9 protein-coding genes are annotated in these 12661 nt (G+C 61.9%); 3 read left to right on the forward strand and 6 right to left on the reverse strand.

What is annotated here, in order from left to right; translation table 11 throughout:
- Positions 1-1285: 1285 nt before the first annotated feature.
- Positions 1286-1465 (forward strand): hypothetical protein, encoded by a 180-nt coding sequence (locus IG63_RS22655; RefSeq protein ID WP_157210128.1) that lies wholly within the window; start codon positions 1286-1288, stop codon positions 1463-1465.
- Between the two features lie 247 nt (positions 1466-1712).
- Here the strand turns inward: IG63_RS22655 and IG63_RS0111180 are convergent, their stop codons facing one another.
- Complete coding sequence (locus IG63_RS0111180; RefSeq protein ID WP_030484454.1) at positions 1713-2255, reverse strand: hypothetical protein; 543 nt, start codon at positions 2253-2255, stop codon at positions 1713-1715.
- Positions 2256-2461: 206 nt separating this feature from the next.
- Between IG63_RS0111180 and IG63_RS23975 the strand changes: the two genes are divergently transcribed.
- A complete protein-coding gene (locus IG63_RS23975; RefSeq protein WP_425411790.1) occupies positions 2462-2803 on the forward strand; it encodes a site-specific integrase in 342 nt (113 codons plus the stop codon).
- Entirely contained in the window at positions 2800-3330 is a 531-nt protein-coding gene (locus IG63_RS0111190) for a tyrosine-type recombinase/integrase (protein ID WP_051706612.1), read from the forward strand. Before IG63_RS23975 ends, IG63_RS0111190 begins: the two co-directional genes overlap by 4 nt.
- A 149-nt stretch (positions 3331-3479) precedes the next feature.
- On the opposite strand, the gene IG63_RS22160 is transcribed toward IG63_RS0111190, so the two are convergent.
- The 5 genes from IG63_RS22160 to IG63_RS0111210 all read right to left on the reverse strand — a co-directional run bounded on the left by IG63_RS22160 (position 3480) and on the right by IG63_RS0111210 (position 12543).
- On the reverse strand, positions 3480-4565 hold the full coding sequence (locus tag IG63_RS22160) for a phospholipid scramblase-related protein (protein WP_084597005.1): 1086 nt from the start codon (positions 4563-4565) through the stop codon (positions 3480-3482).
- Positions 4566-5131: 566 nt separating this feature from the next.
- Positions 5132-8212 (reverse strand): P-loop ATPase, Sll1717 family, encoded by a 3081-nt coding sequence (locus IG63_RS22660; protein WP_157210129.1) that lies wholly within the window; start codon positions 8210-8212, stop codon positions 5132-5134.
- Positions 8213-8535: 323 nt separating this feature from the next.
- Positions 8536-9633, reverse strand: a complete 1098-nt coding sequence (locus tag IG63_RS0111200; protein WP_157210130.1) for a DNA adenine methylase — start codon at positions 9631-9633, stop codon at positions 8536-8538.
- A gap of 40 nt (positions 9634-9673) precedes the next feature.
- Complete coding sequence (locus IG63_RS0111205; protein WP_030484459.1) at positions 9674-11002, reverse strand: hypothetical protein; 1329 nt, start codon at positions 11000-11002, stop codon at positions 9674-9676.
- A gap of 2 nt (positions 11003-11004) precedes the next feature.
- A complete protein-coding gene (locus IG63_RS0111210; protein ID WP_051706613.1) occupies positions 11005-12543 on the reverse strand; it encodes a DGQHR domain-containing protein in 1539 nt (512 codons plus the stop codon).
- Positions 12544-12661 lie beyond the last annotated feature (118 nt).

The raw sequence follows: 12661 nt of genomic DNA on the forward strand, positions 1-12661 counted from the left end.
CCCGAGTGCGGTACAAGAACCCGACCACCAGCATCAACAGCGGCTGGAGCAGCTGGCGAGAAGAAGGCGGCGCCGGAGCCTGGGCCACCACCACCTCACGGTGAGGACCAGTGCCAGGCAAGAAATGCACCTGAGTCGGCCCGACTGGAGTCACAGGGCCCGCTCGCACCCCAGCACTAAGGGGACGCTGCGCGGCGCCTCGAACCTTTTCGCAGGACGACATCGTTAGCGCCGGCCGTGGTGCGCGCCTCAGTCGGGCGTTGATCCCCCTTGGGGCCTCTGACGAGGCGGCGCCGATCTCGACGTCGCACCCTCGGACCTGCGTCGCTCCCCCGCCTGTCGTCACACCGGACAGTCTGCACATCGAGCCTCACTAGCCCAGCGATTGGTCGCAGACCCACGGTGGCGATACCGCATTGGGTGCGTCGATCGTTACTGCGCTACCCGTCGACGACACGGCCGCGGGAGCGGTTGGCGTGGTCGACGCGAATGGGTTGGAAGAAGTCGCGGAAGCCGATACCGGCCTCGCGCCCAACCTGGATGCCGCTAGGCGGGGTGGTGAGGGGGAACCGCATCCCAAGTGGTGATCTGGCGTCGATGTGCGTCGGCCTTGGGCCACCGAGGGCGTAGCCGGGAAAAGGGGCGGTCGCTGGCCATCCCGCTGTTCGCGCCTTTCGAAATGCTCGACAGCAGCGACATGGAAGAATGCAGCGTGCGCCATGGCCCGCATGTGGGCGTCGGCCAGGAGCGCGGCCGGGTTCAGGCGTAGTTGGGTGAGTTCGAGCCCTTGTCGGTGTCCGTCCACCTTGGCCGCTCGCGCCAAGAGCTCGAGGACGGGCTGGTCGAAGATGTCGACCGCGTCACCGGATGTGAGTGCGCTCAGAGCGATGGTGCCGTCGTCGCTAGGCGGAGTGGTGCTAAAAGTCACCCTGAGGTCGGACCGGGCGCGAATTGCGAGCCCGTGCTTGCTCTTGTTATGACGGCCAGCAAGTCAATCTCGGCGGGGCTGAGCAGCGTGACAGCGTAAGAAGGCCAGTCCAGGAAGACATTGCAGGCGTCAACGATCTCCGGCCTATTTCCGCGCGCCGTCGACCTGATGCGGCGGTACCAGCGCCCGCAGCATCCTGTCACTCGCATTCGGCTCATCGGCGCTATCCCTCAACCGGGTGATGACGTCGGCGATCTGGTTGGGACCGCAAGCGACTTCCGCCCAAAGGCAAGCAGCGCCACCAAGCGCATGGGGTGCAAGCCTGGCGCAAGCGAGCCGAAGCAAAGCCTCTGCGGCGTGATGACGCACGGCGAACGCGTCGGCCGCTACCTGGGCGTGGACGTCAAGCTCCCGGAAAGGCGCGTCGGCTGCGGGCCGCTGGAGGTAGCCATTGAACTGCCCGCGGATGCTCCCGGGATCTGCCTCGGGCAGAGGACCATCGACGACTGGCGCGGCCTCCTGCCACATCAGGAGTGAAGAGATGCGAGAGCGGAAGTACTCGAAGGGGTCCGAGGCCAAGAACGTGTCGTCAAGTTCTCGCGCTTGCTCTTGAGTGAGGTCCTGGCCCGTGGGTGGCGGGTACATGGCACAACCCAAGCAGGCGTCCGTCTCGTGGGGTGACTGCCGCACTTGTGTCACACCGCCGCAACTCGGCCCAGTTTGGTCCCCTACGGACCCCGAATGTCCTCGATGGAGGTCCTGCTCATGCTGCGTGCAGGCCTCGCTATCCGTCGTCGTGGTCTTGGTACCAGCGAGGCGGCGGGCTGACCGGCGGGGCGGGCACCTCGATCGGAAGCTCTTGTCCTCCGTGCGTAGTCATGGATACCGAGACTGCGCCTAGTTCAACGCAGAAGTGGATTGCGACTGCCTGCAACCACTCGGCACGAGCGAGGCGTGAGCGTAGGTCGTCGACTCCAAGACGCAGAAAGTCTTCGCCCTTGCCGCGTTGCCGAGGAGTGCGATCGATCAAAAGCTGGCCCGGCTCCGTTGTGGGCAAAGCGCCGGAGTGTGCCAGCCGATTCCGCAGTTCGATGGATTGCAGGTAGACCTCATCGAAGTCGCGCAGGTCGACGGAGTAGTCCGCCTCGACCGCGGTAGCGTGGAGTAACGCGAGACGGTCACCGTCATTGGATCGGTCTAGCCACCGCTTGGTGATGAGGGCGCCGACGGTCGGCATCTGTTTCCTCACGAAGTGCGAGACTCCGGTATCGATGAAGTCCTGCGTCCTAGCGCACGCGTAGATGTGGCGAAGCAGCAGATCATCCATCGCTCGGAGGGTAGCCGCAGCCATTCACCTCATGCGACGTCATTCCCCGCCTGCAGACACGCTTTGGCTTCTCGGCGGCGTAGCCTCCGAGGCTTGGAGTGCCTCGCTGTGCCGGCGGCGGGCGTGGCTGAGGGCCTTCCGGTCGCCGCCCGAGGTGACTCACCATGTCCAGTCCTGACGGCCTGCTGCCGTTCCAACCGATACAGATGTCCCCAGCCCAATTGGCCGCGGTCTCTTACCTGGCCCGCTACTCCAGACGCACCCACCACCTCTACGCCTTCCAGCTACGGCGGTGGTTCTCCTGGTGTGAGAGCAACGGCCTGGATCCCTTGCTTGGGATTCAGCGTGCCCACATCGAGCTCTACATCCGCCAGCTCGGCGAGTCCGGACTAAGGGACTCCTCGGTGGTCACGATGATGCACGGTGTCCGTGGCTTCTTCCGCTACGCCACATCGACGGCACCATCGTCTTTGACCCCGCCGTCTACGCTCGTCTGCCCAAGATCCGCGACGAATCCCGCACCCAAGGCCTGGACCGGCTCGAGATGATCCGATTCCTCCAGGTCGCCCAGACGCTGACCGTTCACCACGGTGCGCTGGCCTTCCTGCTCGGCATCAACGCGCTACGCGCCTCCGAAGCAGCAGCCGTGCGAATCGAGGACTACGCCGAGACCTTGCGCGGCCATCGCGTGCTGCACCTCGTCGGCAAGGGCAACAAGCCCGCCGCCATGCCCGTGACCGTGCCCGTCCTGCGAGTCCTGGAGGCCTGCCGCGGGCAACGCACCTCAGGACCCCTAATCCTGCGCCCTTTGACCGGCAAGCCGGTCGACCGACGAGACGTCTACCGAATGGTCAAGCGCATCGCTCGCGCTGCTGGCATCCCCCGGCACATCAGCCCGCACTCACTGCGGCACGCTGCCATCACGAACGCTCTCGACGCCGGAGTCCCGCTACGCGACGCCCAGATCCTCGCCCGCCACGCAGACCCACGCACCACCGAGCACTACGACCGCGCCCGCGGCAACCTCGACCGTCACGGGGTCCACTTCCTCACCGCATACGTCGCCGGCGTCTAGACCATCGGTCTCCACGCCTCGAGGTGCGTCAGCTCCGCCTAGATACACGCACCCCGAATTCTTCGCGAAGTGTGGTGAAGGAAGAGAGCGACAGACCTGAACGGATCTCCCGTCGCGTCGCTGATGTGAGCGCGAACGCGACTGTGCCGTCACTTGTACGTGCGAGTGCCCAACAATGATGAGCCGCGCGTCTGCTTGCCCTGCTTCAACATGAGGTCGATGCTGAGCGAGGTAGCGATTGCGAGGGACCTCAACGGATCTTCGACGGTCCCGGGAACCTCGACGACGTAATTATCAGCGCGCGTGAACCGTTCCTTCGCCCATCCCGCCCACGACTTGGTGATGCGAGCGACCGCTTCATCATTGGCGTTCTCGATGCGGAAGTCCCAGTCTGTCCGGTCGTCGGCGATGACGGCACCAACCTGGCGGCCATCGACTTCGAGGCGAAAACGTGCTCGGAACATCGTGTCGAGGGTCGCGCCCACCGCCGTAGCGCGGGACTTCCAATCTGATCGCTCCGGATGTGAGGCCACCGAGCGGTAGCCCTCCCTAACGCCAATGCGGTCGAGGACGATACGTCCGATGCGGGTTCCGTCTGGGGCGTCGACGAACATCTCGTTCCACTTGCCGGGGTCGTTTTTCCCGACCAAGCGCCGGCCCGAGGGTGGCTTCGTCACCGCCAGAAGGACGCGGCCGTGCCTGTCGACGACATGAAGCCGGTACTCACGAATGTTGTCGGTGCGTCGATCGAACGTCTTCTTGGCCAGGCCACGACCGACCTCTTCCACGGCACCAATACGTTTCCCGTGCTGATCTCGGACTTTGTACGCGACGTTGGCGCCGCGGCGTTTGGGTTTCTGCGAAACCACAAGAACCGGTTCCGACAGAATCGATGCCTCAACGGGGGCTGCGCTGACAGGTGCCGCATATTGGACCAGCGTCGGCTCCTGTAATGCTGTCTTACGCATTCCTGGCGCATCGATTCGCTGCCGCCCTAGAATGGCGACGTGCTCAGTCCAAGCGGTGCCGTCCCAATACCGGGACTCGAACCGACCGAACGGGTCGGGGTGCCAGCCGGCATCGATCTGCGTGACCGCCGGTACGGAGTTCGGCGCATCGACCGCTTGGAGCCCTCGGGTGGCGACGTGCTCCGTCCACACAGCCCCATCCCAGTAGCGTGACTCAAACCGCCTGAACGGGTCGGGGTACCAGTTAGCGGGGCCATTCACGGGCATGGCGAGACGCTAACAGTGTCACCAGCACTGGCGGAGACCTCGGCACCCGGCGGTCCCAGCTGCTCTGGGACGCTAGTGGCATCGCTACGCCGGTGTATGTCCGACCACGGCGACCGTGGCATCGACGCGCAACACCGCGCTTGAGCTCCTCCGGCGTCGGATTGTCGCATCGCTGGTGCAGACCGTCGCGACTCAACCGCATTCATTACCGCACGACATCCCTTTCCACTCAGCGTCCCGCCCAAATTCACATTCCTCGAGATGGGCGCGAGGCCTTGCCAAGGTGTTTCAGTTGGGCGGCTTGGTCGCTCCCCGATCCTGAGGGACCTTGACCCCGAAGGGTCCTCGGCCAAGCTGCGTCAACTCCGCCCACAAAGACGCGCCTGCCGATTGCCCACGCACCATGCAAAATTGAATCAAAGTTCACCGCGACAGGTGGCTATAGGATCCGAGCACCGCCAGGGGGCGGAACCCGAACTGAGGCCGTCCTTCGAGCATCAAAGACGCCTGCTACGCAGTTCTTCTCTCGCGGTAACAATGACGAGACGGCCCTTGACATTGTCCCGTCACGGAGTCGAATCGAAGTCGAGGTCGTTATTGGACTGCGTTCGGGCGGGCAACACGCGTTGCGGGATCTCAGCCTCGCTATGGCGAGCCGGGTCATACACCCATCCGGGAGCGGGTGATCCGGTGTAACGCAGCTCGGGCAAGTAGTCGACGACAAATTGGCCAAACCTCCCCGAACCGGCCCATCCTCTCTTCGCCAGGCTGGCGTCTTGCTTCAACGCAACGTGGGCGACCACCGCAGACTTGAGCGGAACGTCCGCATGCGCTACCACATCCCGTACTGCCACCAGTACCTTCGGATCAACCTGACGTCTAGACTTCGCAGAGTCCGGACTACTCGCAACTGGCTGGACCTCTTGACCTCTCAGCCTATGTTCTGAACCACCTCGTCGCACCAGCACATCCGAGCCCAAGCGCCCGCCGTCTTCGCCTAGGAGTTCTCCCGAGCCGACGTGTTGGAGTACTTCGATCGCGATTCCGCTGAAGTGCTGCCAGTCCTTGAACCGATCCAAATGATCGGGCTCGGTCCTATTAAGGACTTGAGCAATAGCCAACACCAAATCGTCGCGAAGAGAATCAGGAAGGCGCCCCTTACTCTCGAGAACAGCCGCCATTGACAGTACTTGGTACGGTAGTGCAGCCGGCGTGACTGATTCCGTGTCCGCGGAATACGCGTACAGGAAACCTTGGAGCCTAGGAATAGAATCGGCCCAGGCGGCACCATCAAATACCTGTTCAACAACCTCGCGGAGCACGGCAAAGAGGCCGGGATCTGCTTGTTGCCAGAAGCGGAAAACTGGAAGCATTCGCCCCGCTGCGAGAATTGGCCATGCTGATTTGATCCACGATCCTGGAACAAATTCGGTAGCCATGATGCGCGGCAGACTGGTTTGCCAAAACGCCGCCTCGCGCGACGGCGCCTGACTTAGAGTCTTTACGATTCCGATCGCCAATACGTCTGCGCTTACCTTCGCGGTTCGCCTCATCAACGGTTCCAGGTTGACGTCGTTAGAGGGAGTTCCGTCGACGTTCGGGGCCAGCGCAAGCACGATACGCCTAGCCAAGACTGCTCCCGCCGAACTCAACTTGTCGTTGGCGAGAAATTTCGTCGCAACGAGTTTCAGGTCTGGCTCACCCGACCTGTAGGCAAGGTCTGCTGCCACACATGCGACAGCTGGATGATCAGTCCACGTGGGATATAAGATTGCGAATCCACCTCTAACGTCATCCGCATCCGCTAGATCCCAGGCAGCGTGCACGGCATCCCGTCGAAGAGCAAGCTCCTCTTGCTCCTTTGAGCTGAGGGATGGTGTAGGCGCTTTACGTTTCCACGCTGGCAGCTTCTTGGGCTTGGCTTGCGCCTCCCGGCCGGGCGGGCGCTCCCCACCTAGGCTTTCCCCGCCCTCGGCTTCGAGTTTGCCCCCGAGTTGCTCTGTAAGACTCTGCGCTACATCCAAGTCGTCGCTGAGCTCAGACTTTTGGCCGGTGGGGATGAGTTCATCGCGTCCCGAATTGTGACTTCCGCGACGCCCGCGGGATCGCTTCTTCCGCGCCGGCGGCTCAACATCTTGGCTCGACGAATCCTCAACGAGTTCGTCGCTACCGGCCACCAAGTCAGCTACCGCCGCGACCTCGGCCTGGCCAATGCGGGCCTCTGCGCCATGAACGGAGCGATACATTGCGGGCCGGAAAAGCGGCGGAATTACCCATTCTGACTTGTTTCCTGCCCTCAGCACACCTGCATTTGTGAGTGCTGCAATTAACTCGTTGAGCTCTTTCCCCTGCGCGCCGATCAAGAGTTCCAGATCGGCGAGTTTGAGCGTCATCTTGCTTCCACGAATACCTTCGATGGCAGCTCGGAGTTCTGGGCTCTCGGCAACGACCGTATCTTGCAAGCGAGCGACCGAGAGTTGCGTGTACCCGGAAAAGAGGGCCGCGCGGTTGATGACGGAGTCGCTTTCAACATGGTCGATGCTCTGCAAAGCAGCCAAGCGGGCGGTTCGAAGTAGGTACAGGATATTCCTGGGGTTGAATTCGCGGAAGCCGTCAGCGGTGACTAACAGTAGCCAGACAAGCGGATCTTGGTGATCTATCCGGGAAGGAAGCAGCCCTCGCACAATCTTGCGAAGCGCCGCATCGCCCAGACCGTTCTGCCTCGAGATCCGGGGGTCGATTCGGAGCGCAAGCATATGCACAATTGAAGGAGAGTCCCAAAGGATACGAAGTGTGCGAATGTGGGAGGCGTTGACCAAGCCTGCACGCTCAGTAATTCGGTCAAGGACGTCCAGACGCAGGAAGAGTTTCGACTTCAATCGAGGACCATAACTTGAAAGGTCCAAGTGAGCTTGGAGGAGACCCCGCAAAGCCAGGGCCTCTAGTTCCCGGCTTTCAGGAAATGCTTCGTCCAATCGATCGAAAATCACCCAACAGCGGCGTCCCAGGACGCCCAAGAATTCGTAACACTTCTCAAGGACCAGTTCGAGTTGGTCGAAGCCTGCCCGCAAGAATGGCTGGTCTGGCTCGCCATCTAGGTCGAACTTCCCACCCACTTCGGCGCTCGGGTTTGCGGAGATCTTCAACTTGGCCTCGACTGTACTTGGCCGAAAGCGTTCAAGTGCTCGACCCCATACCCCCTGAACGGTGGGGTCCTCGACAAATAGGCCCACGGACTGAAGAGCCTTTCGAATTGATCGCGTATCGTGGCTTTCGCCGTACGTGCGGTCAAGATGATTGCCGACCAGTCCAACAATGTAGGCTAGGAAAAGATCCCGGAAGTCATATTGCTCCCATTCTTTGTCGGCGACTAACTTCCTGAAGAGGATTGAGCCACGGATGTTAAAAGCGGGCAGAATGTCAACGTCATCGAGCTCGTGAATTTCCACATTGGGATCTGAGAGATAGCGGGCGATCGCGCTCTTCCCCGTGCCCTTTGATCCCAGCACTAAGTCACACTCGTCCTGAACGACTGCCCAGAATGCGCCCGTGCGCAAGAAATGAAAGTCCAACTGCAAGTCGTGTTCCGCTACATCCTCGCCGAAGCGAAGCCTGTTCAGAAGTTCTTGGCGCTCGTCTTTCAACATGTGCCCACCATTCTCTCGAGTGGCCGCGCGTGTCATCCCTCGTAGCAAACGCTTCGGCCCGGTCGCCAGACTAGTGGTCAACTAGGTCTTGCTGTCGAGGTAGTTGCGGACGCGTCGAGTGGACTGGGGGCGGATGACGATCGAAGCCCGACCGCGCCGCGTGCCTGGCGCCAACACGATGGTGCATTGCGCCGCCTGTCAGCGTGTGTACTTGATCGAAGGGTGTGCTGATGTCGCGGTGTTCCATGCACAGGCGGTGGCGCACACGGGGCACTCTCAACGGAACCGACCAGCCGCGTCAGCGCACTCAATGACACAAGGTTTCACTTTGGAGCCATCACAAGGACGGCTTCCTGCAAGTTTCGCCGCCCGCCACGGCCCGCGCCGGAGCCTCCGAGGGTGCTGTGACGAGAGTCGACGTAGAGCTCCGTGACGGTCCAGCGCGATCTGGCCATTTCCACGATCTTTTGCGCGCTGAGTCCGTTGCTCGCTTCAGCCGCAGGGAACGTAACGATGACCTGACAACCCTTCTCGCGCAGGTTGCAGAGAAGGGTGCTCATCGCTTGCAACGCAACGCGCTTCAGACTGAAGTCCGACGACGCACGCTGATCGATGGCTGGCGACCGACCTGAACCACTAACGCTGTCCCATCCGCCACTCGCGATGCCCTCGAGCACGTGGTAGAAGCGGCTGTACTGCACGTCTGAATACGGCGGATCGCAAAACACCAGATCGCCGGGCCCGATGTCATCAAGAGCAACCAGCGCGTCTGCAACTCTCACCTGCCCGATGACCTGCGCGTATCTAGTGCTCAGTTGTTCGACCTGGCGTGCACATTCGGCAAACGCATCCCGTCGCCAAGCGGCGTTGATGTACGGGAGCAACTTCGCGGTTGGTTGGAATGGTTGAGCCGTATGGCCCGGCGCGGCGGCACAAGCGCTGGCCGTTCGGATCAGCGCCGCCTCGGCCACGAAGCGCTCTGGGCCGCCCTCTGGCAGGCCCTCGTACAGCGAGTCGAGCGCGCGCGCTTGCTCGATTGAGTAGTAGTGGCCGCCGTACTGCCGCGTGATGAAGCCGCCACCAGCTTCAGACGGAGCCACACGACGCGCGTCCGACACTCCGGCGGCGTCTACCGAGCTTTGGGCGTTGAAGAGCGGTGCATCAAAGTCCGCCTCCACCTTCCACGCCCGCAGCACGGTGTCGCGTTCGATCGATGCATCCCTGAGCAGGATTGCCCCGCTTAGATGCGCGGAGTAGCGCTGCAGGTCGACCGCCAAGACCTTTGTGTCGGTGTTCTCAGCGACGTAGTGAGCGACGGAGCCTGAACCGGCGAACAGGTCGACGAAGCGCTCGCTCCGGTTGGCCTGGGCCAAGAGGCGCCGACCGAGTTCGCCTCGAAGGAGGGCCGCCTTGCTACCCATGTACTTCACGATCGAGGCCCACCTGACAGGGCTGTCGCACTCAGGCGAAACTCCACGCAACCACTCTCTCCGCCTGCGCAAGTACCGGACCCTCAGCGCCAAGACCCTGGATCATACGGAAGAGGTTGGCTGCCGACGAGTTTTGGAGCACATCCCTAGCGTCTCGAACGTCTGCCCAGAGGTCGACCGGCGACTCGGGTCGGTCCCCGGCATCCCAAACCCCGCGCGCCTCCGCTAGGAGGTCAACCCATGCCTGGACGTCGACCACGGACAGCCCGGCTTGATCCAGCAGGTCTACACAAGATCCTGTCGCGATGCGGAGAAGGATCACCGTGCGCATCATCATTCCCTCGATGAAGTCGACTGCGTGAGTTCCGGTTGACTTCGTCTGGAACGCTGCGTCCAAGAACGGAGCGGACGCCGCCCCAGACGACAGCGACGCAAGTCGCGCCTCCACCGCCCCGTCAAGAAACTGCGCGGGCAGGACGCCGTGGAGCCAAGAAGCCCACCCGGACCAGTCAGTCCCGACGGCTTCACCGTTGTTGTCGAGGATCTGGTGCCCAGCGCCATAGGTCGCGACTAGGACGTCCTCCAGCAAGAGGGCGTCCATCACGGGGAAACTTCCAGGCCCCTCGGGCTCCAAAACGGCCCAGAGGTTGAGCACCATGCGGCGAAGGTCATCTGCGCTCGGATCGGTCGGCCGGAGGCGAGTCGGGTTATAGGTTGAATCGTTCCGCCGATTCCGATCGGTGGCGAATGATTGCAGATCGAGCGCGACGCGCTGCAACAGATCCTCGACCGCGGGACGCAGGCCCCCCGACGGAAGACCAGAGGTCCACTGCGCGAACGGGACATTTTCAGGATGAAGCACGCGACCGAGTAGCGCCGCGGCTCCACCTCCCTGGATCCATTCCGAGAGCGCCTGCCATGTGGCCACGTGCGTTGGTTGCTTGTTCAGCAGCGTAATCGTCGACTGGCTCTCAACTACGAAGTTCCAGCGATCCGTGATGAAGATCCCGTGCCCGCCCATAAGGGACATAGCGGCTCGAAGTTCAGCGTAGTACGCCAAGTGGACGGCGCTATTCACGTCTCCCTGCAGCAGCGCAGACACTGCGCGACCGAGGTAAGACCAGCCGTCGCCGCAGTGAACTATCGACGCGTTCGCGACGTACCTCAGGAAGTCGGAATGATGAGCCGCCGGCACTTCCTTGTCGGTCTTTATCTGGTCGAGGGGGTTCGGAAAATAGGCGTTCGTGTGCGGTATCCACTCGGCAGCGGATGTCAGGGCGGGGTCGGCCACCACGGTCGCGATAGCGGCTCGAGATGCCCGATTCAGGATCTGGATCTGATCGGCGGTCAGCGGGTCCACGGTCAGAACTCAAGACTGGCCGCGGTGGCCTTCACGCGTTCAGACCCCACCGTGGCGAGGTGCTTCTGCAGTCGGGTTCGCAGTTCTTTGTAACCTCCCGACCCACGCAGCGCGGCCTTGGCAACCCTTTCAGTCTCTGTGAGTCCGGGCGTATTGCTCGATCGCCAATCGAATGACGCGAGACCATCGCAGACCTCTTGGATGAACTCAAAAACCGGCTGATCCCTGAGGGTCGCAGCAGCGTGGCCCACGCTTTCGGGCGTGACATCCGAGAAGTCCGTGTCATCCTGCCACTGGTCCAGTTGCAGCTCGTGGGATCGGGTGTAACAGAAGTCATTCAGGGTGGACTGGAACCCGCGAACCCCCTGATCTGATGCAAGCAGGCTGAACGGCCCAGAGAACGCTGGGTCGCTGTCGGAACCTCCAGGGCCTGTTGCCTCTAACGTTGCGGACTCGTCTCGCAGACTTTCCGCCCACTCCGCATCGGAGGACGTGACCGCTTCAGCAAGGGTCTTCCATGCGACGAGCAAGAACGCACTTTGCTGGATCCGCGACCAGGTAAGTCCGTCGTTCTTGTCAGGCGTGCCACCGAAGATGCCCCCCGGCCCACCCCGGCCGCGCCAGGGCTTCACCATGCTGGCCATCAAGCTGCGAATGAAAGCGGCCTGGGTGACGGGTCCGTTCTCCTTGCGGCTTCCACCGAGCATATTGATGCGCCGATACCATGGACTTTCCGGGCTTGACCACAGCATCTCAGTGAGTTCTTGACTTCTGGACTCGCGGTACACGATCACAGACTCGCCCTTGTCGAGCCAGTCCTGCTCCCGCAGCAACGGGTACAGGTCGAAGGCAAGCGACGGATTGATCTTCTTCGGTTTGATGTTGATGGTCCAGAACAGGTACGCCTGCCATGAGATGTCGAGACCATGAAACGCCACGACTGGCAACGCATAGTCGGCCAGCGCCGGATCATCATCGTCGAACGCGAAGAGCCGGTGTTGACCGTCGATGACTTCAAGCGGCGGGATGGCGTCGGGCAGGACCTCGTTGGGCAGTCTCAGTTGAGCGATGCCGCCCTTCTCGTCGTCAGTGATTACAATCGCGTTGTCCGCGCTTAGCGCCTGGCCGCCTCGCTCATCACCAGGCTGCAAGATGTTGACGACTACGGCAGTAGGGAGCCACCCCGGCTTCTTGAGAGCGTCATTCTCAGGATTTTTGCGCTTGGCCTCACTCAGACCAGACCAAGGGTGTCCCCCCTCGACGAATAGCCGAATCTCCTCGCTGCGCTCAGGATCATGCTTGCGTTGGATGCGCAGGTCGTCTTTGCGCGGCTGCACTTGGTCCGTGGACCGACGGTAGATCCCAGATAGTTTACGAAGTCGCGAGGCCGAGATGGAGCAGAGGTAGAAGTGCTCGCTAGGACGCGCTTGGTTTTGCGACGGGTCAAACGTGATGTCGTTCCACACTTCAAGCCACTGACGCACCTTCAGCGCAGGGACTTCCGAACTCAACTCTGCCGTCGCCTCGACGTCGTCAGCCATCTCCCCCAACTTCCATACCGGTGTGCGAGCAACACGCAGCCTAGTACGACTGACTCACGTCCAAGCGTGTTCTCGACGTTGCAGGGACCGCGACTCCGCGTGGGTGGGTGCACACGCA

Source organism: Nocardioides aequoreus (genome assembly GCF_000720335.1).
GTDB lineage: Bacteria > Actinomycetota > Actinomycetes > Propionibacteriales > Nocardioidaceae > Marmoricola > Marmoricola aequoreus.

Coding starts and splice junctions, on each gene's coding strand:
- IG63_RS0111180 (WP_030484454.1), bottom strand. CDS start 2,255: ATGGATGATCTGCTGCTTCGCCACATCTACGCGTGCGCTAGGACGCAG.
- IG63_RS23975 (WP_425411790.1), top strand. CDS start 2,462: ATGTCCCCAGCCCAATTGGCCGCGGTCTCTTACCTGGCCCGCTACTCC.
- IG63_RS0111190 (WP_051706612.1), top strand. CDS start 2,800: ATGATCCGATTCCTCCAGGTCGCCCAGACGCTGACCGTTCACCACGGT.
- IG63_RS22160 (WP_084597005.1), bottom strand. CDS start 4,565: ATGCCCGTGAATGGCCCCGCTAACTGGTACCCCGACCCGTTCAGGCGG.
- IG63_RS22660 (WP_157210129.1), bottom strand. CDS start 8,212: ATGTTGAAAGACGAGCGCCAAGAACTTCTGAACAGGCTTCGCTTCGGC.
- IG63_RS0111200 (WP_157210130.1), bottom strand. CDS start 9,633: ATGGGTAGCAAGGCGGCCCTCCTTCGAGGCGAACTCGGTCGGCGCCTC.
- IG63_RS0111210 (WP_051706613.1), bottom strand. CDS start 12,543: ATGGCTGACGACGTCGAGGCGACGGCAGAGTTGAGTTCGGAAGTCCCT.